Below are 20,036 nucleotides of genomic sequence, written 5' to 3' on the forward strand. Positions count from 1 at the left end.
CGGCGGTTCCACTCCTCGTCATCCGTTCGACATTCCCGCCCGATACCGTGCACCGTTGTCGAAATGCCCTTCCACCGGCTCCTGCGGCCGTCGTCGTAGAGGAGTGCGAGATGGGTGTGTCCGCGTCCGCCGGCAGCGGCGAGCTGAAACGGCATCTGGGCGTGTCCGATGCCGTGATGATCGGACTGGGCTCGATGATCGGGGCCGGGATCTTCGCCTCCCTGGCCCCGGCCGCGTCGGCGGCCGGCTCCGGACTGCTGCTCGGACTGGCCCTGGCGGCGGTGGTGGCGTACTGCAACGCGACGTCCTCGGCACGGTTGGCCGCCCGCTACCCGCAGTCGGGCGGCACCTACGTCTACGGGCGCGAGCGGCTCGGCGACTTCTGGGGATACCTGGCCGGGTGGGGCTTCGTGGTCGGCAAGACCGCCTCGTGTGCGGCGATGGCCCTGACGGTGGGTTCGTACGTGTGGCCCGAACAGGCGCACGCGGTCGCCGTCGCCGCGGTGGTGGTGCTGACGGCGGTGAACTACGCGGGCGTGCAGAAGTCCGCGCTGCTGACCCGGGCGGTGGTCGCCGTCGTCCTGACGGTGCTCGCCGCGGTGGTCGTGGCGTGCCTGGCGTCGGGGTCCGTGGTCGCCGGTCGACTGGACGTCGGTGCGGACGCCTCCGCGGGCGGGGTGTTGCAGGCCGCCGGCCTGTTGTTCTTCGCGTTCGCCGGGTACGCGCGCATCGCCACGCTGGGCGAGGAGGTCCGGGATCCGCAACGGACCATCCCCCGCGCGATCCCCCTCGCCCTCGGGATCACCCTCGTGGTGTACGCGGCGGTCGCCGTCGCCGTTCTGCTGGTGCTGGGCCCGGACCGACTTTCCGACGCCGCCGCGCCGCTGGTCGAAGCGGTCCGCGCGGCGGGTGCCCCGGGGCTGGCGCCCGTCGTTCGGGTCGGTGCCGCCGTGGCCGCACTCGGTTCGCTGCTCGCCCTGATCCTGGGCGTCTCGCGTACCACCCTGGCGATGGCTCGCGACCGGCACCTGCCGTACGCCCTGGCCGCCGTCCATCCGCGTTTCCGGGTGCCGCACCGCGCCGAACTCGCCGTCGGCTGCGTCGTCGCGGTCCTGGCCGCCACGACGGACGTGCGCGGTGCGATCGGCTTCTCCTCCTTCGGCGTGTTGGCCTACTACGCGATCGCCAACGCCGCCGCCTGGACCCTGGCCCCCGAAGAGGGGCGCCCGGCCCGGATCGTGCCGATCGTCGGCACGTCCGGCTGCCTGGTCCTGGCCTTCGCCCTGCCGCTCGCCTCGGTACTCGCCGGGGCCGTCGTGATCGCGGCCGGCGCCGCGGCCTACGGCGTCCGCAGAGCGGTCGGCCGCAGCGCCTGACGGATCGCCGTGTCGGGCGGACGGTTCGAACTCACCCGCCCGAGGAGGGCGTCGGGTCGGGCGCCGTCGCCTGCCCCGAAGGCGAACGGGCGCCTGTGGTCTGCTGCATCAGCCGGCCGGTGACGAACTCGGAAGTGATCGAGAACCACGCCTGGTTCTCCTCGGCACCGGCTTCGGACAGCAGGTGCTCCAGGCGGGCGACGGATGCGGGGGCGTGGACGCGGGAGGCGTGGCCGGTGATGGTGCCCGTCCAGCCGGTACGTGTGGTCGGGTCGATGTGGTCGGCCTGGAACGCGACCACCGCGTTCAAGGCGGCTTTGGCGAGCGTGGAGTCGGCGGGGGCGCGGAAGACCACGGACTCCCCGTCGAAGGCGAACGCCACCAGGTGCACGGCCGGGAGAGCGTCCTCGCTGACGACGACACGTCCCACCTGTGCGCCGGCCATCAACTCCAACGTCTCCCGGCGGTCGAGGAGATGTTTCGTCACGAGGTCTTCGCTCATTTCTCCACTTTCGAACCCGAACGGGTCTTCGACCAGGGCCGAACGGCCCTGTCCCGGTGGATCGCGTCGCGCCCACCCGGGACTGGGCGTGTCCACCGCTCGGCGCGGCGGAAGTCCGCCGCCGACGCCCCGGAGGGCGTCACGGTCACCGTCACCTCGTGTGGACGGCCGGCGACGGTGCAAATGGCGGTGGCCCGTGTGTCGTCCACCGGCATCGGCGCGGGACCACACGTGGCTCGGCCGGGCCCGTCACCTGGACGGTACCCGGCCGACCCCCCGGCGATCAGAGCAGCCAGCGGTGGCCACGGACGATCGGCAGGCGGGCCCACAGTGCGCCGAGGCCGAGTCGGCTGCCGACGGCGATCGCGGCGAGGGCGATCAGCGAGATCGCGTAGACGACGTGGTAGTCGGTGAAAGGGTTGGTGGAGGCGGTGGGCTTGCCGCTGTCGAGGTGCTTGGCGGGCGGCCACTCGGCGATCCACATCAGCGCCATCATGGCGGTCCCGGAGAGGGCCGCCAGGCGCAGCCCGATGCCCAGGACCAGCGCGACGCCGACGCCGAGCAGGCCGAGCATGAACAGCCGGTCGGCCCAGGGCTCGCCGGCCCAGCCGCGCAGGGTGCCGGCCATCGGGCCGACGTCCACGTGGGAGAGGAAGCCCTTCGTGGGGGAGCCGCCGTCGACCCAGCCCTTGCCGCTCGCGGTGGCGTAGCCGAGGCCGAAGGTCTTGTCGAGGAACGCCCACAGGAACACGAAGCCCAGCAGGACGCGCAGGCCCGCCACGGCGACATCGCCGGTGTGCACCGCGCCGATCGCCGGGGAGCCGGCCACGACGTCGGGCCCGGTCTCGTCGGTCCGGATTCGGGGCGCCGAGGCGGAGCGGTGGGGCAGGTGCAGGCGCGAGGACCGTCGGTGATCGTGTGCGGTTGCCATGTCGATTCCCTCCCTGGTGGCGCCGGGCCCGGTGCTCGGCGCTCGGCCACGAACGAGCTCTCCTGGGCCGTGACGCCAATGTCCCGTGATCCCGGTACCCCTCCCAGGGCCGAGAGGCCCGAACCGGCGGGTCCAACAGCCGCTTGCCGTTGGGACGTTGCCGGTGAACCGCACGGGCCCACACCGAAATGGGCGGTCGCCCCCGACGGATCCGGGACGACCGCCTCGGGTCGGACTTCTCGTCGCGCGGTGCGGCGAACGACGTCGGACGCCGTCACCCCAGCGGGACACGCCATTCCACCAGTGCGCCGCCCTCGGGTGTGGACCCGAACGAGCAGGTACCACCCAGGGATTCGGCCCGCTCCCGCATGTTCCCCAATCCGCTGTGGCGTGTCGGTGTGGCCGGCGGACCGACTCCGTCGTCGCGTACCCGAAGTCGCACGTGTTTGTCGTCGGTCTCCACGTGGACCTCGACCCGGCTCGCGTGTGCGTGGCGTGCGGCGTTGGCCAGCGCCTCGCGCAGGACCGCGATCAGGTGGGCGGCGACGGCCTCGGGTACGGAGGTGTCCAGCAGACCGTCGACGCGCAACGTCGGGGCGAAGCCCAGGATTTCGGTGGCGGCGTCGACCTCGCGCAGGCAGCGCGAGCGCAGTCCGGTGCCGGTGTCGCGGTCCCGGGCCTTGAGGGAGAAGATCGTGGAGCGGATGACCTTGATGGTGTCGTCGAGGGCGTCCACCGCGGATTCGACGCGTTCCAGGGCCTCGGGGTGGTCGATGAAACGGGTCGCGCTCTGGAGGGTCATGCCGGTGGCGAACAGCCGCTGGATGGCCAGGTCGTGCAGGTCGCGCGCGATGCGGTCGCGATCCTGGAGCACGGTCAGCAACTCCGCGTCGCGGCGCCGCTCGGCGATCTCCAGGGCCAGGGCCGCGTGGTCGGCGAAGCCGGCGACCATGCGCAGCACGGCCTCCGTCAGCTCCGGACGTTCCGCCCGGTTGGCGACCTGGAGCACCCCCCGGATGCTGTCGGGAGTGCCGAGCGGGAGCAGGAACGCCGAGCCGAGATCGATGCCCACGGTTCTTGCCACCACCGCACCGGGATCGTGACCCAGGTCGCTGCGCGTGATGGTCTCGCCGGAGCTGAACACCTTGCCCATCAAGGTGCTTTCGCCGGACAGGACCAGCCCGCGGACCCGGTCCGCCAATGGTCCGGCAACGGCCTCGACGACCAGGTCGTCGGTACCGGCCACCGGTACCGCCAGGGTCACCAGGTCGGCGTCGGCCATCTCGCGAATGGTCGTGGTGAACGAGCGCAGCACGTCCGCGGGTGGTTCGCCGGAGAGCAGGCTCCGGGTCAGTTCGGAACTCGCCGCCAGCCACCGTTCCCGACGGCGCACGTCGTCGTACAGACGGGCGTTGTCGATCGCGACGCCGGCGGCGGCGGCGAGGGTGCGCAGGACCGCCTCGTCGTCCTCGTCGAAGTCGGTGCCGCCGCGTTTCTCGGTCAGGTACAGGTTGCCGAAGACGGTGTCGCGGATGCGGATCGGTACGCCCACGAAGGTGTTCATCGGCGGATGACCGGGTGGGAAGCCGAAGGAGTCGGCGTGTTCGGTGAGGTCGTGCAGGCGCAGCGGGTGCGGGTCGCGGATGATCAGGCCGAGGATGCCGCGCCCGGTGGGGAAGGGGCCGATACCCAGGATCGTGTCGGCGTCCATGCCCACGGGCAGGAATCGGGCCAGTCGTTCCTCGTCGCCGATCACCCCGAGCGCCCCGTACTCGGCGTCGACCAGGGACACCGCCGACTCCACGATCCGCCGGAGCACGGTTTCCAGGTCCAGATCGCTGCCCACCGAGAGCACGGCTTCCAGCAGTCCGTTGACCCGATCCCGGGTGGAGCGGACCACCTCCACGTGCGCCTGGAGCTCGTCCAGCAGCTCGTCCAGGCGCATGCGCGGCAGTGCCGGTCGCTCGTCCGACGCCACAGCCCCTCCCGAGGAATCGAAGACCGTCGAAACCCTTCTCCTGTCCATCGTGTCAAACCGCGCCCCACCGGTCTTCGTCTTCGCCGGATGAAGATCCGTGATCGTGGGTCGGGGCGTCCGAACAGGGGCCGACCGACCGTGACCTGTCGACCGTTCTCCCGGGGTTGCACCGCCCGATACGGTGACAACGTGACAGGCACGGACGTCTGCGACGTCCGACAATGGAGCTACGCCCCGACCTCCGGAGGAGGCCCGTGTCGACATCGCCCATCCGCGTGTTCCTGCTGGACGACCACGAGGTGGTTCGCAGGGGTCTCGCCGATCTGCTCGGCGGCGAACCCGACATCGAGATCGTGGGTGAATCGGGCTCGGCCGCCGAGGCCGCCCGGCGCATCCCCGCGCTGCGTCCCGACGTCGCCATTCTCGACGGGCGCCTGCCGGACGGCAGCGGCATCGACGTGTGCCGCGAGGTGCGCTCGCGCTTCCCCGAGATCAACGCGTTGATCCTGACCTCGTACGACGACGAGGACGCGTTGTTCGCGGCGATCATGGCCGGCGCGGCGGGATACGTGCTCAAGCAGATTCGTGGCCGGGACCTGATCGCCGCCGTCCGCGCGGTCGCGGCGGGGCAGTCGTTGCTGGACCCGGCGGTGACCACGCGTGTCCTGGAACGGGTGCGCAACGGCCCGGCCGCGGAGCCCGGTCCGACGGGACTCAGCGAGCGCGAGAAGCAGGTCCTGGAGCACATCGCCCAGGGCCAGACCAATCGCGAGATCGCCGAAAGCCTGGGCCTGGCGGAGAAGACGGTCAAGAACTACGTCTCGGCGGTCCTGAACAAACTCGGCCTCGAACGCCGGGTCCAAGCGGCGGTCTACGTCACCGAGTTGCACCAGGGCAACGAGCGACACCGGACCTGAGACCGGCGGTTGCCTACCCCCCGGACCGATGAATCGGGCGTGGTCCTCGCCGTTCGCCCGCGGGCGTGCCGCAGGCCCCGGGACGCCGGGAGCGCGTCGTCCGGGGCCCTGCCGGCTGTCAGTTCTGCGTGGGGTCCTGCTCCGCCGACGCTTGTGGCCCGTACAGGTCCAGCAGCCGCAGCCGGCTCGCCCGGAGCCGGCCGGCGATCACCTGTGCGCACGCGAGGGTGATCGCGCGCCCGAAATCGGGGTCGCGTTCGCACTCGGCACGCATGGCCGCGGCGTCGAATTCCAGGGCGCGGACGGTGCTGACGGCCTGCGCGCCCAGATGCCAACGGTAGGGCGGGAACAGCCAGCTCCAGCCGATGAGTTCCCCGCTGCCCAGGGTCTCCACAGTGACCGCGTGCCGGCCGGGGACGTGCATGTCCAGACAGACGGAGCCGCTCTCGACGAACCAGAAGTTGCGGGCCGGTCGGCCTTCCTCGAACAGGCGGGAGCCCGATTCGAACGTGACCGGTCGGCCGAAGGCCAGGAGCCGGTCCAGGTGTTCTTTGGGGATGTGGCCGATCCGGCCGGTGGTGTGGAACACGGGATCCTCCTCAACGGCCCGGAGTGCGGCGGACGGAGTGCGCCGGGCCGGGCCTGATGTGGCTGTCGTCGAAGTCGAAGGTGAGGGTGTGGGTCACGCTCTCGACGCCGTCGACGGCCCGACACCGGCGAAGCACGATGTCGATGAGGCTGCGGTTGTCCACGTTCCCGGACAGGCACACGACGGCGTCCCGCACGTCCACCCCGATCGTGCCGGGCTCCAACCACAACGCGGTGCGCAACACGTCCTGCTCGATCTCGGCCCGGATCTCGGTGTCCGGGCGCAGGAAGGTGCGCAGCAGGTCGCAGCGGCTGACGATGCCCACCAGGTGACCATGGCCGTCCGTCACCGGGAGGCGCTTGACGTGGTGGCGGTCCATCAGACGCGCGCCGCGCAGTGTGCTCGACATGGGTTCCACGCTCAGCACGGGCGTGGTCATCAGGTCGCGCGCGGTGTGGCCCTCGCCCTTGGTGCGGCGGCTCGTCAACCGGCGCAGGCCGGGCAAGCGGTGGTCGTCCTCGGCCTGCTCCACCTGGGCGCGCAGCAGGTCGGCTTCCGAGACGATGCCCAGGATCCGCCGCTCGTCGTCGACGACCGGCACGGCGCTGATCCGGCGGGCGTCCAGTACGGCGACGATGTCCTGGAACTCGACGTCGGGACCGACGACGGCGACCTCGCGCGTCATGACGTCCTCGATCTTCCGGTGCAACATGCGAACCCCCTGGCTGCTGTGCGACGAGTCGCCGCGGCGTCGACGACGTCTTCGGGCGGACACCACGAGCCTGCCGCCGAGGTCGGCACGGTGACAGGGCCGCGTTGCCCGGCGGACAGGGCCGTTCGACCCGGTTCGGCGCACACCGCGCGGGGGAGCGCCGGTGGCCCCGGCGGCCGTGGTGACCACCGGCGTTCGGGCCGCGACTTTCAGTCGATCGCCGGTGCGATGATCATCGAGCCGAGTCCTCGGGCCGATGGTGCAGGGGCCGTTTGCGCACGGTGCGCCAACGCGACCGCGTCTGCTCGACGATGTCGTCCCACTGGCGCCGGACCTCGTCCTGAGACGGGCGTTTACCCTGACGGATCCGGGCGAGCTCCTCCTGCACCTCCCGCCCCACCGCCGCCGACACGACGAGGATGAGCATCACACCGAAGAGCACCGTCGCCATCCCGAAGACCGCGCCGGCCGCGCCGTGGCGCGAGGCGTAGGAATTGAACAGGGGCGGCAGATAGATGGTCGCGACCACCGAATAGGCCGCGGTCAGGACCGCCGCGGCGGCGGCGAACGGAAGCAGGACCGTCCCCGAAAGCCGTTTCGCGGTGAGCATCGAGCCGCTCCAGACGAGGAAGACCGTGGTCAGTGGTACTTCGCACACCGCAGCGGCAAGCCCCAGGCGTCCTCCGCCCAGGACCACGTAGAGCCACCCGGTCAGCGCCAGGTAGACGCTGAGCGCGCAGATCCACCACAGGCCGTTGCGGGTATTGCGCACACCGAGCGGTTTCAGGTCCCAGGCCTGTTCGAACAGTCGCTGTATGGTCCGGGAAAAGCTCAGCACCGAGATGGTCAGGAACACCGTGCCGAAGACACCGACCCCGGTACTCGTGGTTTCGGCGGAGAATACCGACCTGACGGCCTCGGCACCCGCACCGGTGAGCCCGTAGCGGTTGATGATGCGATCGGCGGCCTCACTGCCGAAGACGGCACCGCTCAACACCGTGAGCGGGATCAGCGCGGTCAGGGCACCGGAGGCCAGAGCCATCGAACGATCGAAACCAGCGATCTTCTGGAACCGATTGACGACACGCAGCAGCAAGGCGGGACGCAGCCAGGATGCCTGCGTCCGGATGAGCGGTTCGCGGTCGATTCCCGCCCTCCACCGGTCGAAGGTCCCATGTCGCGAAAGGCGAGCCTAGGGGACGAACAGTCGCGAAGCGGGCACGACACGGCGACGAGGCGTCGTCGCCGTCGGTGTCCGCCGCACGCGCATGCGCGCCGATCGCGAAGGGATTCGCCCGCCGTACGAACACGAGACCGGGGAGCAAATCCCGCCGCCTTCCGCCGCGTTCGCGTCGCCATGAATCCCGCCGGCGCGGACGATGCCACCGGCCCGATGGTTCGGCCCCGCGGACACCGCCGTCTCGCCGAGGTGCCTTCGGGGACGTGCGGTTCTAGGGTCGAAAGAGGGGGATCGCAGGCCGGCGTGCGTGCGCGCTCCATGGGGGCGCGTGACGCCCGCCGGGCACCGCATTCGGCAAGGAAGATCATCATGACTACATCGCCCGACACGCCCGTCCTGGACACCCTGGCCGCCATGACCCTCGACTCGGTGGAACGATGCGGCCTGACGCGGGAGGCCCTGATTCTCACTCGTATCGCCGCTCTCGTCGCCATGGACGCGCCGCCGGTGTCCTACGTGGCCCATTTCGAGGCCGGCTCGGAGGCGGACCTGAGGCCGGAGCAGATCCAGGACGTCCTGGTGGCGATCGCGCCCGTGGTCGGCACCGCGCGAGTGATGACCGCGGCCTCCCACATCGCCGAGGCCCTGGGTATCGAGATCGCCGCTTCGATCCGCGAATCCGAGGGCTGAGCCCCCGGTTTCGACGCGCCGATACGCCGCCCGGGGGGTTCGCACGCGGTCGAGTGCGCGAAGCGGCCGTGCCCGGTCTCCCCGGTGGCCCCGGTGGCCCCGGTGTGTTCGGGGTGGCTGCGGCTATGCGCGTTTGACGAGTTCGTACGTGCTCTTCGCGGCCAGCCACAGGCCCAGCAGCAGCGACAGGATGACGATCGCCTGGTCCTGGTGGGTACTGATGGCGGTACGCAGCCGCCCGAGTTCGTCTTGTGCCCGGGCCGGCGCGAAGGTCGCGTACAGCTCCATCCCGAGCAGCGTGGCCGAGGCGAGCAGGAAATAGCCCATCAGGGCCACGAACGTGACGGCCGAGGACAGGTTCGCGTTCATCACGGTGGCGCCGCCGGCGGCGACCATCGCCCACGGCTGGAGCAGGACGGCGAGCCCGGCCGCGGTCCACCGGGAAACACGGTCCAGCCGGGCCATCCACCTCGGGTTCCCCCGGGAACGGGTGACGCCCTTGCGTCGTTTGCGCTCGCCGTAGACCACCAGCGCGATGCCCACGGTCAGCTTGATCACCAGACCCGCCGTCGAGGGCGCGCTGTGTCGCGAAGGCGGGCTGCCCCCGGTCAGCAGCAACACCGCCGCGACCACCACGACGAGTTCCACGAGCCAGGTCAGGGTGAACACGAGCCCGTGCAACAACCCCCTGTCCGCGGACAACAACAGAATGAACGCGGAGTTGTGCATCGGTCCCAGGGTGATGGCCGTTCCGATGAGGACGAGATCAAGGACCATGGTTGTCCTCACGTGGGTGATGGTGGAGCGGAGTCGTGCGCAGGCTTCGCCGCACTCGGTACCACCCCTCGGGCCTCGTTACACAACACTTCGAGGTCGGCGCCCGCCATCCGGCCATCCGGCTGACGTCGCGGCGCGGTGGATCGGCCCTCGCGCGCGACGTTGGGACCATGTGGCCATGACAGCCGCGATGGACAAACCGGTGCGTTCCGCAGGGCCACGACTGGTGTTGATTCCGCTTGTCCTGGGGCAGTTCCTGATGGCACTGGACAGTTCCGTCATGAACGTGTCGATCGCGACGGTGGCCGAGGACGTGGGCACGACGGTGACCGGGATCCAGGGTGCGATCACGGCCTACACACTCGTGATGGCGATGCTCATGATTCCGGGGGGCAAGATCGGCGGGCTCATCGGTCGTCGGCGCGGGTTCATGATCGGGTGCGGCATCTACGGGTGTGGTTCGCTGACCACCGCGCTGGCCCCGAACCTGTCGGTGTTGCTGCTGGGTTGGGCGCTTTTGGAGGGAGTCGGCGCGGCGCTCATCCTGCCCGCGATCGTGGCGCTGGTGGCGGGAAACTTCCCGGCGGAGCGGCGCCCTTCCGCGTACGGGCTCGTTGCCGCGGCGGGGGCCGTGGCGATCGCGGCGGGCCCGCTGATCGGTGGTGTGGCGACGACCTACTTCTCCTGGCGCTGGGTCTTCGCCGGCGAGGTGGTGCTCGTGGCGGTGATCCTGGTACTCGCGGCCCGGGTCGCCGACGCGCCGGTCGGCGCGCGGGAGCGCCTGGACGTCGTCGGCGCGGTGTTGTCCGCCGCCGGGCTCGGGGTCTTCGTATTCGGCGTGCTCCGGTCGGCCGAGTGGGGGTGGTTTCGGCCGAAGCCCGACGCGCCGGCCTGGTTGGGGGTCTCGATGGTCGTGTGGCTGATGTTGTCCGGAGTGGCCCTCGTCCTGCTCTTCCTGTCCTGGGAGACCCGGCTGTCGGCCCGGGGCAGGGATCCGCTCGTGGATCCGTCGATGCTGCGCAATCGGCAACTCACCGGCGGTCTGACGATGTTCTTCTTCCAGTACCTCGTGCAGATGGGCGTGTTCTTCGTCGTTCCGCTCTACCTGTCGATCGCGCTGGGCCTATCGGCCTTGGCGACCGGTGCGCGTATCCTGCCGCTCTCGCTCACGCTGTTGGCCGCCGCGATCCTGATCCCGCGCTTCCTCCCGGACGTCTCGCCGCGACGCGTGGTGCGACTCGGCGTCCTGGCACTGCTCGCGGGGGCGGTCGCCATGATGGCCGCGCTCGACGCGGACGCCGGCCCCGAGATCGTCACCGTGCCGCTCCTGCTGATCGGACTCGGCATGGGCGCGTTGGCGTCGCAGCTCGGATCGGTCACGGTATCCGCGCTCCCGGACGAACGGAGCGCGGAGGTCGGCGGCGTGCAGAACGCGGTCACCAACCTCGGCGCCTCGATCGGCACGGCGCTCGCCGGGTCGTTGCTGATCGCCGCCATGACCTCGTCGTTCCTGGCCGCCATCGAGCGGAACCCGGCGATTCCGGCGTCGGTCACGAGCCGGGCGACCGTGGAACTCGAAGGCGGCGCGCCCTTCCTGTCGGACGAGCAACTCGACTCCGCCCTCGACAAGGCCCACCTGACGCCGGAGGTGAAACAGGCCGCCATCGAGGAGAACCAGGCAGCCAGACTCGACGGCCTGCGGGCCGCGCTCGCCGTCCTCGCCCTCAGCGCTCTCCTCGCCCTGTTCTTCACCGGGCGCATCCCCACGACCCAACCCCGCTCGGCGCGGACGTAGCGATCCCGGCCGCGCCCGCCGCTGGTGGTGGAAGCGGTGGACGCTATGCGGGCAGGGGTGTGAATTCGAGCAGTTCATCCGTTCCGGGCTGCACGATGCCGCAACTGCCGTCGGGGACCTCGTTCCACGCCCCGGGCAGATCGCCGGGCGGTTCCGACACGACCAGGCGAGTATCGTCGGATATTCCGCGCAGGAACCCGGTATCGGGGTGCAACGCTCGCAACGTTTCCACGCGAGTGCTGTAGAAAAGCGAGCGTGAGGCTTTTCGGCTGGAGTAGCGGAAGGTCCACAACCGTTGTCCGTCGCTCAGCGCGACCGTCATCTGCAGCGGGAACTCCACGTCGTGCCGGTGACCGATGCGTTCCACCAGACCGGCCATCCGCGCGACGGCCCCCGGCGGGTCCTGCTCCAAGCCGTGTGTCAGGGCCAGGAAGAACATCAGCTCGGAGTCCGTGGATCCCTCGATGTCCGGGAAGAGTTGCGGATCGACGGCCAGGGCGAGGTCCCGCTTCACGCGGTGGAAATCGGCGATGGCGCCGTTGTGCATCCACATCCAGCGCCCGTGTCGGAACGGATGACAGTTGCTTTGTTGCACCGCGGTCCCGGTCGACGCCCGTATGTGAGCGAAGATCAGCGGAGAGCTGACGTGCTCGGCGATCTCCCGGAGAGTACGGCTGCTCCACGCCGGACCGGTGTCCCGGACGAGCGCGGGAGCGTCGATGCCGGGCACGTACCACCCGACGCCGAACCCGTCGCCGTTGGTGGTCTCGACGCCCAACCGAGAGTGCAGACTCTGGTCGATCAGCGAGTGCGTCGGTTTGTACAGGATGTTGTCGAGTAGTACGGGCGTTCCCGTGTAGGCAAGCCATCGGCACATCGGCTGTCGCCTCTCGGTCTCGTGTCCGGGCCGCGTCCTGCGACCCGGTGGTGCGTGCCCGGAGGCTGTCCCGCCTCGGCCGCGACCTCAGGCCAGGATCTTGGCCTTGGCTCGTTCGTACTCCTCGACGGTGAGGTCACCGTCGTTCCTGAGCTCGGCGATGCGGGCCAGTTCCTCGGACGTGCCCGGTGTGGCCGCGGCTTCCCGCACATAGGAGCGGAATTCCTGTTGTTGCTGCTCGACCCGGTGGCGGTCGCGTTCGCCCATGCCGCGCCCGCGGGCGACGAAGTACACGAAGACGCCGATGAACGGCAGGATCACGCACAGGACCAGCCAGCCCGTCTTGGCCCATCCACTGAGGGAGTCGTCGCGGATGATGTCCCTGAACACGTGGAAGAGGAGCATGATCCAGAGGATCCACAGGAAGAACCAGAGCATGGTCCAGAACGCGTTCAGGAGTGGATAGTCCATTGTCGGTCTCCTTCGCTCGACCCCGGTGGGATCTGCAAAAGTCGGGACCGCCCCCCGGCATGCCATCCGGTATCCGTGGGATACGCCGCTGGATGCCGCCCGGGATTTTCGCCTTCTCCGGCGTGCTCGCCACCGCCCGGGCGCTCCGCGCGACTGTGCGGACACCGATGCTCGCACCGTACGGCGGCCTGGTATCAAGTCTACGGCGGCACCCGCTCGTCCACCTCATCCGAAGCGGCCGAGCAGCGGGCCCGACCGGCGTGCCCCGCCACGCGACCGGAAGGCGACCCGACGGCCGCCGAGCGAGCCGCGGCGGACACCGAAATCGGCCGGACCCGGGCGTGGACGGGTGGGATCGCGACCGCGTCGTGCCCGGGGTCCGTCACGCTCGTCGCCGGACCCGATCCGGGGTCGAGCGGATCACGGCATACCGCCACCGACCGGACCCGGCCGCCCGTTCGTGGTCTGTGTCCGCGAGAGCGTCGTTCGTCCGGTCGCGGCCAACAGCGCGATGATCGCGAGCAGAACCAGGAGTACGACCACGAGCAGCAGGATCGTCAGCCCGGTCGGGTGGTTCCACAGCGCGAACCACAGGGCGATGACCAGGAGCGCGCCGATGGCGAGCCACCGACGGTGAGCGGCCACCCAGGTGCCCGTCCTCCCCGTGTGCAGCCCGTGGGTGTCGGCCCACCGCGCGACGGAGTCGGCCGCACGCTCCATCGATCCGCGCAGGGCCAGCGGCAGTCGCCCCGGCCCGGACAGGTAGGCGCCGATGGCAACGACCAGACCCAGGACGATCCCGGTGCGGAGGCTGTTCTTCAGGAAGCGCAGCAGTGTGTCGAAGATCGCCGAGGCCGCGGCGGGGGACTGCACCTGAGCGGGCAGGTGGTCCAGATAGAAGCGCCGCGCGATCACCAGGGCGATGGCCACGACCAGGCAGCCGAAGGCGGCGCCGAGGGCGGTGGTGACCAGGGCCCGGCGTCGACGCCGGGCCAGGAGTACCCCGATCGCGCCGAGGACGACGGCGATGATGGGCAACCAGTTGCCGAGCACGTCGAGCGCGTGCGCCGCGTTCCTGAACTTCTTCAGCTTGTCGGACTGGACGAGGACCATTTGCTTGTCGACGTCGGGAATCTTGTCCGCAGGGCTGACTCCGGCGTTCACGAGGTCCTGTTTGACCGAGTCCACGGCGGCGCCGACATCGAGGGTGACGGTGCCCTCGTCGACCCCGACCGCGCCCCGCCCCTTGCCGGTGAGCGCGTGGTCGAGCGCCGAATGCGCGGTGCGGTTGGCGCTCTTCCAGACGGTCTCGAACCTGTCGCTCTGGGCGAAACGCGTCGCCGCCTTGTGGGCGGCCTGGGTCGCCGCGTCGTCCAACTGCGGTGCCAGCGACTTCACGGCGTTGCCGACCCGAGGCGGCAACCCCTGGGACTCCAACCAGGCCGCAAGGTCCGAGGTGACCTGTTTGCCGTCGACCCGAACGTCGACCGCCTCGGTGATCCGGTCGGCGATCGCGGCCTCGATCGCGGGGTTCGACGCGAGCGGGGCGACCGTCGAGACGTATCGATCGGTGTTCAGCACGATGTCGTGCACCCACACGGTGATCAGCGAGACCGGTACCAGGACGCAGGTGAGCGTGATCAACACTGCCGAGACGATGCTCATCGCGATCCGCCCCGCGCGCGAGCCCCGGTGGTGGTCCGGCACGTGGTCGGCCCGGGCGGACCCGTCGTGGGGCGGCTCTGACTGCGTACTCATGTCACTCTCCGGGCGGCTGCGGAAGAATTGCCGTACACGGCTTGAATATGTGCAGAGCGTACCGAGTCATGCACTCCCGGTTACGCCACCGGGGCGGGTGGAAGCCGAGGTTTCGGCGCTTGCGACCGGGCGGGGGTTCCGTGATGTGCGTCCCGCGTGGGGCTTGTGAACGGGCATCCGCCGTGCCGTCCCACGAGCGTCCGGCTCCGCCGACAGGTCACGATCAGGGCGATCCTGATGGCGGCGCCGGACGGGCCGCTCGTGTGGATCGAGGCCCGCCCGGTGCCGCGCCGCAGGCGCTTCCGGCGGGCCGATGTCCTCCGACCCGAGGTCAGGAGCCGAGGATCGTGGCCTTCTGAGCCTCGAACTCGCTTTCGCTGAGCACGCCTTGCTCCTTCAGTTCGCCCAACTCCTTGAGTTGGGCGAGCTTGCTGCTCATGTCGTCCGCCGGTGCGGGTGGGGCGGGTTCGGCGGCGTAGGCGGGTTGGGGCGCGGTCTGCTGCGATTCCTGCTGGGCCCAGCGACCGCCCTGGCGCCGGGAGACCCGGTTGGAGACCGCGGTGGCGGTTCCGGCGACGACGGCGGTGCGGGCGATGCCGCGAAGAAGGCCGGGCATGATCTGTCTCCTCACTGGTGCGGGAACAGCGTTCGGAAGCGGCTCAGGCCTTGGTCTCGGCGGCGTCGAGAGACGCCACGATCTCCTGGACCGGGATACGCCCATTGGCGACGAGCCGGGCTCCGCCACGGCGCAAGGCGGCTGCGAGCGGGCCGGCCCACACGTTCTCGTAGACGAGGACGGCTGCCGAGTTGCCGGGCTCCAGGACCCTGCTCGCGTCGTCGATGTCGTCCTGGGCGAGCAGCCCCGAGGAGGCTCCCTCGAAGACGGCGAGGTCGAGGCGATCGTCTCCGGTCAGGTCGGCGAGTTCGACTCCTCGGACCGATCCGTCCGAGTCCTTGCGGATGAAGATCAGATCCAGCACCCGGATGATGCCGCGATCGACCAGATCGATCAGGAGGGGTAGGCCCTCGCCGGTCATTCGACTTCCGGGGAACTCGATCACCAGGTAGTCGATCGGGCCGGGCTCGTTGGGTTCGTTGCTCATGTGGGCTCCTCGTCCGGTCGGGTCGGGTCGTCGGAGTGTTTCGGTACGGTCCGCCCACGCGCTTTCGCGGCGGGGGATGGCTCGGGGACCGACCGGTGACCGTCACCTTCGTCATTGCAGCAGCGGACGGGTGGGGACGCATCTCGACTCTCGGTCGATTCCCGGGGTGGGGCAGCCCTGACTCGGCACGTGCGGCGTAGTCTCGCGCGCCGGTCGCGGAGGGTTCACGGCGAGCGCCGGGACGGACCGGGCCCGCCTCGTGTTGCCACACCTTCCGTCGCACGGGGGCACCCGACGGTTTCGACCACCGGCGACCGGGGCGGACGTGGGTGTGGTGTGAGCCCACGTGCTCGTTCGGCCCGTCGGCGTGGTCTTCCGTGTTGCGGACACCGCCATCTTGGTTGCCGACACCGCCATCTTGCCGAGGTGTCGGGGACAGGCGGTCTCAGGGCCGAAAGGGGGAAGCGGAAGGTCGGCGCACCGTCGGTGCTCCATGCGGACGAATTCACCGTCCCGGGCCTCGAATCCCAGGGTCGGCCCGCCGGCTTCGACGCTCCGCATGCTCGGGGAGTGGGCAGGCCCCTGATCGCCGCCCTGGCCGGGATGCGTCGAACGGGTGTCGGCAGGCGGAGCGTTGCCCGCGTGGGGGTCGAGGCTCGCTTCGGACCGGTGCCGGGGCGGGGGCGCGGACGGCGGGACCGACGGGCGACAAGGTGACCCGGCATGCGTACCGCTGCGCGGCTTCGGGCGAACCGGGTGCCGGTCAGTGGCCCAGCGCCGCCTTGGCGGCGACGATGGTCAGGCCGAGGAGGAGGTTCACCGCGCCTTCGGCGGCCACCTGCTTGCGGCCGGCGCCGGCGGCGATGGCGCCGAGGGAGGCCCAGACGACCTGCTGGATCACGGCGATGCCGAGCGCGAGCCATGCGGTGGCGGCGAGTCCGAGGCCGAGGAGGGGGCTCACGGCCACGGTTACCGCGGGGATTACGGCGGCCTCGACGATGGACCGTTCGTGGCGTGCGACGCGGCGCAGTTCGGCAGGGGTGGGACGTGAGCCGCGGACGCGTTCACCGGCCAGGCGGGCGTAGACGTGGGCGGCCCAGAAGACGAGACCGGTGACGATGAGCAGGATGCTGAGTTCGAGTCGCGGGTACTGGCCCAGCGTCCCGGCGGTGGCCACCACGGAGGCCGCGAGCAGGGATCCGTAGACGGCACCGGCGTAGTCGGTCCGGGACGTGCGTGTCGCGCCCGAGTATCGCGATCTCTCCGACGGTCGGTGGGGGTGGGCCATTTCTACACGGTAGAAGGCGGGAGCGGACGGCGCCTGTCGCGGTCGCGGGATCGTGGGTGACCGGCGCCGCCGTTCGGCGTCGGCACCGACCGGCGACCGGCGACCGGTAGGTATGGCACTCGTGTCGGTTCGGTGTGGACGGGCTTCGGGCTTCGGTGCCGTCGAGTCCCGAACGGGCGCCGGGGCTGTCGAGGCGGTCGGCCGGCGGTAGGCGCCTTCGACGGGGCTGGTGGCGATCGGCCGGCCGGCCGGCCGGAGGCGGGAGGTGATCTCGTGTCGCGGCGGGGCCACACCATGGCAGGACATGGACTCGATCAAGCATCGGTTAGGCTGTGTCCGGCGTGTTCATATCGTGTGACGCGCAGTCAATCGCCTGATATACGTAGGGGATTCGCATGGCAGAGCGCCCGATCGACGCGCAGGATGAAGCCCGGGGCCAGGCCAGGGTCGGCCCGCCCGGCGGGTTCGATCTCACGGTTCCCAGCGTGGCGCGAATGTACGACTACTATCTCGGCGGCAAGGACAACTACCGGGCCGACCGAGAGGCTTCCGAGGAACTGTCCAAGGCGGCGCCGGGCACACGGGCGCTCGCGATCAACAATCGACGTTTCCTCCAGCGCGCGGTCCGGGTGCTGGCGAGCGAGTACGGCGTGCGGCAGTTCCTCGACCACGGATCCGGCCTGCCCACCCAGGACAACGTGCACCAGATAGCACAGCGCGTGGACCCGGCGTCGCGCGTCGCCTACATCGACCACGACCCGATCGTGCTGGCGCACGGACGCGCGATTCTCGCGGACAACGACCGAACGACCGTGATCACCGCGGACTTTCGGGACACCGACGCGATCATGGGCAACGCCGACGTGGCCAAGCTGATCGACTTCACCGAGCCGACCGCGGCGCTGTTCGTCTCGGTCCTGCATTGCCTGCCGGACAGCGACGAACCGGCGGCTCTGGTCGGACGCGTCATGGACCGACTCGCCCCGGGCAGCTTCGTCGTCATCTCGCACCTGGTCTCGGCGGATTCCGAAGTACGCGAGCGTCTGAGCGACTTCATGCTCACCGCCACCCAGGGCAATTGGGGGCGCGTCCGCGAGGCGGCGGACGTCGAGACGTACTTCAGCGGTCTGGAACTGCTCGACCCCGGCCTCGTCGAGGTCTCCACCTGGCGCCCGGACGGAACGCCCGGGCCGACCCAGGAGACCGCGGAATGGATCGAGTTCGGGGGAGTCGCCCGCAAGCTCTGACCGAGCCGGGTCGGCCGGACTTCCGGGTGGCGGGGTCGACAGGCGGGGTCGACAGGCATGCCCATGCCCAAGCCGGCCTGGCGGCGAACCTCCGCTGCTCACACCGTGGTTCGGGTGCTCCCGGTTCCCGGTTCGAGCGGTGATACACGTCATGCGCAGACCCCGTGACGTGTTCGGTGGCCGCGGTTGTCATTCCTTCGGGAACCACAACCGAGGAGAGCGCATGCCGAATACCACCCGAGAAGACCCGAGGAGGTCTCCGGCGCGGCGCGCCCGCCGCGTCCTGCCGGCGTTGGCGCTGTGCGTCGCCCTGTTGGGCGCAGGCGCGTGCAGCAGCGGCGATTCGAAGGACGACAAGGGCGGCAAGGGCCCCGGCGACGGCAAGTCCACCGCTCGGGCCAAGGATCCCGGCGGCGACGCGCCGAAGACGTCCAAGGCGGTGGTCACGGTCACCCCGCAGGACGGCGCGACGGGCGTGGCCACCGACGGCGCGCTCAAGGTCACCGCGACCGCCGGGAAGCTCACCGAGGTCGTCGTGAAGACCGCCGAGGGCACGGCCGTCGAGGGCGCCATCGCACCGGACGGGGCCAGTTGGGCCCCGTCGGCGGCACTGCAGACCGGAATGAAGTACGCGGTGTCCGCGAGTGCCACGGACGCTGCCGGGCTGGTGTCGGCGATGCAGTCCTCGTTCACCACACTCACCCCGGCGAACACCAACTACGGCTACTTCAACATCGATGCGAACGAGACCTACGGCGTCGGCATGATCGTGTCGCTGACCTTCGGCAAGGCGGTCACCGACACGGCGCTGGTCAACCGGTCGGTGACGGTCACCTCGGAGCCCGCAGTCGAAATCAAGGGTCATTGGTTCAAGGAAAATACGCGACTGGACTTCCGTCCGGAGAAGTATTGGCGGCCCGGCACCAAGGTCACCCTCCGGCTGGACCTGGACGGCAAGCAGACCTCCCCGGGCGTCTACGGCAAGCAGAAGAAGACCGTCACCTTCACCGTCGGTCGGGCGCAGACCAGCGTCGCGGACAGCAAGGCCCACACCCTCACCGTCACCCGCGACGGCGCGTTGCTCAAGAAGCTGCCGGCCAGCCTGGGCAGCGACGAATTCACCACCTACAACGGCAAGATGCTGATCATGGCCAAGGAGGGCACGATCCGGATGTCCGGGCAGAGCGTGGGTTTCGGCGCCGACTCGTACGACATCCCGGACGTCCCGCACAGCATGCGGCTGAGCACGAGCGGCACCTACGTGCACGGCAACCACTGGTTCAAGGACAAGGCGAACCCGCCGTTCGGCCGGTCGAACACCAGCCACGGCTGTGTCGGCCTGGAGGATGTGGTCGGCGGCGGCGACGCCGGCAAACCGGGCGCCTGGTTCTATGCGAATTCGCTGGTCGGCGACGTGGTCGAGGTGATCAACTCGCCGGAGCGGGTCATCGACGCGGACAACGGCTGGAGCGGCTGGACCTTGACGTGGGCCCAGTGGACCAAGGTCTGACCGGATCTGCTTGGGTCCGACCGGACCACGCCCCGATCCGGGCGCGGCGGCGACATCGCGGTGACGCCGGCGCCGGTGATGTCGCCGTCGACCAGGGGGCTCGGCCGCGTTCACGAGCGACGCGTCGTCGTCGGCCGGGTCCGGGAGCCGGTGGCCGAAGCGGCGGATCGTGTCCGCGCCCGAACCCGCTGTCGGACGCGGCATCGCGCTCCGGGCGCCCTACCGACCGGCGGGTCCCGGTGGGTCGGGGGCTGCGCACATACCGGTCCGGTGTCGGACGGGTGGTGGTGTGGGTGTGGGGCATCGAAACCACTGCGGTGGGGCCGCGCCCGGCG

19 protein-coding genes are annotated in these 20,036 nt (G+C 70.2%); 6 read left to right on the forward strand and 13 right to left on the reverse strand.

The window, feature by feature from the left end; genetic code table 11:
• Nucleotides 1-110: 110 nt before the first annotated feature.
• Nucleotides 111-1,376, forward strand: a complete 1,266-nt coding sequence (locus ACH4U8_RS13315; RefSeq protein WP_395777739.1) for an APC family permease — start codon at nucleotides 111-113, stop codon at nucleotides 1,374-1,376.
• A 31-nt stretch (nucleotides 1,377-1,407) separates the two neighbouring features.
• Here the strand turns inward: ACH4U8_RS13315 and ACH4U8_RS13320 are convergent, their stop codons facing one another.
• From ACH4U8_RS13320 to ACH4U8_RS13330, 3 genes are all read right to left on the reverse strand, one after another.
• Nucleotides 1,408-1,878: a pyridoxamine 5'-phosphate oxidase family protein gene (locus tag ACH4U8_RS13320; RefSeq protein WP_395777741.1), complete on the reverse strand. Its 471-nt coding sequence runs from the start codon at nucleotides 1,876-1,878 to the stop codon at nucleotides 1,408-1,410.
• A gap of 283 nt (nucleotides 1,879-2,161) precedes the next feature.
• A complete protein-coding gene (locus ACH4U8_RS13325; RefSeq protein WP_395777743.1) occupies nucleotides 2,162-2,809 on the reverse strand; it encodes a hypothetical protein in 648 nt (215 codons plus the stop codon).
• Nucleotides 2,810-3,083: 274 nt separating this feature from the next.
• A complete protein-coding gene (locus ACH4U8_RS13330; protein ID WP_395778204.1) occupies nucleotides 3,084-4,754 on the reverse strand; it encodes a GAF domain-containing protein in 1,671 nt (556 codons plus the stop codon).
• Between the two features lie 254 nt (nucleotides 4,755-5,008).
• Here ACH4U8_RS13330 and ACH4U8_RS13335 point away from each other — a divergent pair, with 254 nt between their 5' ends.
• Nucleotides 5,009-5,704 (forward strand): response regulator, encoded by a 696-nt coding sequence (locus tag ACH4U8_RS13335; RefSeq protein ID WP_395777745.1) that lies wholly within the window; start codon nucleotides 5,009-5,011, stop codon nucleotides 5,702-5,704.
• Between the two features lie 118 nt (nucleotides 5,705-5,822).
• Here the strand turns inward: ACH4U8_RS13335 and ACH4U8_RS13340 are convergent, their stop codons facing one another.
• The 3 genes from ACH4U8_RS13340 to ACH4U8_RS13350 all read right to left on the reverse strand — a co-directional run bounded on the left by ACH4U8_RS13340 (nucleotide 5,823) and on the right by ACH4U8_RS13350 (nucleotide 8,101).
• Nucleotides 5,823-6,293: a cyclic nucleotide-binding domain-containing protein gene (locus tag ACH4U8_RS13340; protein ID WP_360319073.1), complete on the reverse strand. Its 471-nt coding sequence runs from the start codon at nucleotides 6,291-6,293 to the stop codon at nucleotides 5,823-5,825.
• A gap of 10 nt (nucleotides 6,294-6,303) precedes the next feature.
• The gene (locus ACH4U8_RS13345) at nucleotides 6,304-7,005 is read right to left on the reverse strand and encodes a CBS domain-containing protein (RefSeq protein WP_395777746.1); all 702 of its coding nucleotides are present in this window, start codon (nucleotides 7,003-7,005) and stop codon (nucleotides 6,304-6,306) included.
• Nucleotides 7,006-7,237: 232 nt separating this feature from the next.
• On the reverse strand, nucleotides 7,238-8,101 hold the full coding sequence (locus ACH4U8_RS13350) for a hypothetical protein (protein ID WP_395777748.1): 864 nt from the start codon (nucleotides 8,099-8,101) through the stop codon (nucleotides 7,238-7,240).
• Nucleotides 8,102-8,554: 453 nt separating this feature from the next.
• On the opposite strand from ACH4U8_RS13350, the gene ACH4U8_RS13355 reads away from it, so the two are divergent.
• Nucleotides 8,555-8,875, forward strand: coding sequence for a carboxymuconolactone decarboxylase family protein (locus ACH4U8_RS13355; RefSeq protein WP_360319079.1), 321 nt, complete (start codon nucleotides 8,555-8,557; stop codon nucleotides 8,873-8,875).
• A gap of 123 nt (nucleotides 8,876-8,998) precedes the next feature.
• Here the strand turns inward: ACH4U8_RS13355 and ACH4U8_RS13360 are convergent, their stop codons facing one another.
• Nucleotides 8,999-9,652 carry a GAP family protein gene (locus ACH4U8_RS13360; RefSeq protein WP_395777750.1) on the reverse strand — a complete coding sequence of 218 codons (654 nt, stop codon included), beginning with the start codon at nucleotides 9,650-9,652 and terminating at the stop codon, nucleotides 8,999-9,001.
• A gap of 178 nt (nucleotides 9,653-9,830) precedes the next feature.
• Here ACH4U8_RS13360 and ACH4U8_RS13365 point away from each other — a divergent pair, with 178 nt between their 5' ends.
• Nucleotides 9,831-11,447 (forward strand): MFS transporter, encoded by a 1,617-nt coding sequence (locus ACH4U8_RS13365; RefSeq protein ID WP_395777752.1) that lies wholly within the window; start codon nucleotides 9,831-9,833, stop codon nucleotides 11,445-11,447.
• Between the two features lie 43 nt (nucleotides 11,448-11,490).
• Here the strand turns inward: ACH4U8_RS13365 and ACH4U8_RS13370 are convergent, their stop codons facing one another.
• From ACH4U8_RS13370 to ACH4U8_RS13395, 6 genes are all read right to left on the reverse strand, one after another.
• The gene (locus tag ACH4U8_RS13370) at nucleotides 11,491-12,324 is read right to left on the reverse strand and encodes a class II glutamine amidotransferase (RefSeq protein ID WP_360319085.1); all 834 of its coding nucleotides are present in this window, start codon (nucleotides 12,322-12,324) and stop codon (nucleotides 11,491-11,493) included.
• A gap of 87 nt (nucleotides 12,325-12,411) precedes the next feature.
• Nucleotides 12,412-12,795 (reverse strand): PLDc N-terminal domain-containing protein, encoded by a 384-nt coding sequence (locus ACH4U8_RS13375; protein ID WP_395777754.1) that lies wholly within the window; start codon nucleotides 12,793-12,795, stop codon nucleotides 12,412-12,414.
• A 420-nt stretch (nucleotides 12,796-13,215) separates the two neighbouring features.
• Entirely contained in the window at nucleotides 13,216-14,553 is a 1,338-nt protein-coding gene (locus ACH4U8_RS13380) for a hypothetical protein (RefSeq protein ID WP_395777756.1), read from the reverse strand.
• A 331-nt stretch (nucleotides 14,554-14,884) separates the two neighbouring features.
• Nucleotides 14,885-15,169, reverse strand: a complete 285-nt coding sequence (locus ACH4U8_RS13385; RefSeq protein ID WP_360319091.1) for an SHOCT domain-containing protein — start codon at nucleotides 15,167-15,169, stop codon at nucleotides 14,885-14,887.
• A 43-nt stretch (nucleotides 15,170-15,212) separates the two neighbouring features.
• Nucleotides 15,213-15,656 carry a DUF6325 family protein gene (locus tag ACH4U8_RS13390; protein ID WP_395777758.1) on the reverse strand — a complete coding sequence of 148 codons (444 nt, stop codon included), beginning with the start codon at nucleotides 15,654-15,656 and terminating at the stop codon, nucleotides 15,213-15,215.
• A gap of 763 nt (nucleotides 15,657-16,419) precedes the next feature.
• Nucleotides 16,420-16,944: a hypothetical protein gene (locus ACH4U8_RS13395; RefSeq protein WP_395777760.1), complete on the reverse strand. Its 525-nt coding sequence runs from the start codon at nucleotides 16,942-16,944 to the stop codon at nucleotides 16,420-16,422.
• A gap of 395 nt (nucleotides 16,945-17,339) precedes the next feature.
• Between ACH4U8_RS13395 and ACH4U8_RS13400 the strand changes: the two genes are divergently transcribed.
• Nucleotides 17,340-18,191 carry an SAM-dependent methyltransferase gene (locus tag ACH4U8_RS13400; RefSeq protein ID WP_379991358.1) on the forward strand — a complete coding sequence of 284 codons (852 nt, stop codon included), beginning with the start codon at nucleotides 17,340-17,342 and terminating at the stop codon, nucleotides 18,189-18,191.
• A 223-nt stretch (nucleotides 18,192-18,414) separates the two neighbouring features.
• The gene (locus ACH4U8_RS13405; protein ID WP_360319097.1) at nucleotides 18,415-19,701 is read left to right on the forward strand and encodes an Ig-like domain-containing protein; all 1,287 of its coding nucleotides are present in this window, start codon (nucleotides 18,415-18,417) and stop codon (nucleotides 19,699-19,701) included.
• Nucleotides 19,702-20,036: the final 335 nt, after the last annotated feature.

The sequence above is a fragment of the Embleya sp. NPDC020886 genome, assembly GCF_044333915.1.
In the GTDB taxonomy this organism is placed as follows: domain Bacteria; phylum Actinomycetota; class Actinomycetes; order Streptomycetales; family Streptomycetaceae; genus Embleya.

What these genes read in the sequence shown, in the direction of transcription:
- ACH4U8_RS13390 (WP_395777758.1), bottom strand. Translation starts at nt 15,656, where the DNA reads ATGAGCAACGAACCCAACGAGCCCGGCCCGATCGACTACCTGGTGATC.
- ACH4U8_RS13380 (WP_395777756.1), bottom strand. Translation starts at nt 14,553, where the DNA reads ATGAGTACGCAGTCAGAGCCGCCCCACGACGGGTCCGCCCGGGCCGAC.
- ACH4U8_RS13385 (WP_360319091.1), bottom strand. Translation starts at nt 15,169, where the DNA reads ATGCCCGGCCTTCTTCGCGGCATCGCCCGCACCGCCGTCGTCGCCGGA.
- ACH4U8_RS13400 (WP_379991358.1), top strand. Translation starts at nt 17,340, where the DNA reads ATGGCAGAGCGCCCGATCGACGCGCAGGATGAAGCCCGGGGCCAGGCC.
- ACH4U8_RS13395 (WP_395777760.1), bottom strand. Translation starts at nt 16,944, where the DNA reads ATGGCCCACCCCCACCGACCGTCGGAGAGATCGCGATACTCGGGCGCG.
- ACH4U8_RS13360 (WP_395777750.1), bottom strand. Translation starts at nt 9,652, where the DNA reads ATGGTCCTTGATCTCGTCCTCATCGGAACGGCCATCACCCTGGGACCG.
- ACH4U8_RS13330 (WP_395778204.1), bottom strand. Translation starts at nt 4,754, where the DNA reads ATGCGCCTGGACGAGCTGCTGGACGAGCTCCAGGCGCACGTGGAGGTG.
- ACH4U8_RS13405 (WP_360319097.1), top strand. Translation starts at nt 18,415, where the DNA reads ATGCCGAATACCACCCGAGAAGACCCGAGGAGGTCTCCGGCGCGGCGC.
- ACH4U8_RS13370 (WP_360319085.1), bottom strand. Translation starts at nt 12,324, where the DNA reads ATGTGCCGATGGCTTGCCTACACGGGAACGCCCGTACTACTCGACAAC.
- ACH4U8_RS13335 (WP_395777745.1), top strand. Translation starts at nt 5,009, where the DNA reads ATGGAGCTACGCCCCGACCTCCGGAGGAGGCCCGTGTCGACATCGCCC.
- ACH4U8_RS13320 (WP_395777741.1), bottom strand. Translation starts at nt 1,878, where the DNA reads ATGAGCGAAGACCTCGTGACGAAACATCTCCTCGACCGCCGGGAGACG.
- ACH4U8_RS13325 (WP_395777743.1), bottom strand. Translation starts at nt 2,809, where the DNA reads ATGGCAACCGCACACGATCACCGACGGTCCTCGCGCCTGCACCTGCCC.
- ACH4U8_RS13355 (WP_360319079.1), top strand. Translation starts at nt 8,555, where the DNA reads ATGACTACATCGCCCGACACGCCCGTCCTGGACACCCTGGCCGCCATG.
- ACH4U8_RS13315 (WP_395777739.1), top strand. Translation starts at nt 111, where the DNA reads ATGGGTGTGTCCGCGTCCGCCGGCAGCGGCGAGCTGAAACGGCATCTG.
- ACH4U8_RS13375 (WP_395777754.1), bottom strand. Translation starts at nt 12,795, where the DNA reads ATGGACTATCCACTCCTGAACGCGTTCTGGACCATGCTCTGGTTCTTC.
- ACH4U8_RS13365 (WP_395777752.1), top strand. Translation starts at nt 9,831, where the DNA reads ATGACAGCCGCGATGGACAAACCGGTGCGTTCCGCAGGGCCACGACTG.
- ACH4U8_RS13345 (WP_395777746.1), bottom strand. Translation starts at nt 7,005, where the DNA reads ATGTTGCACCGGAAGATCGAGGACGTCATGACGCGCGAGGTCGCCGTC.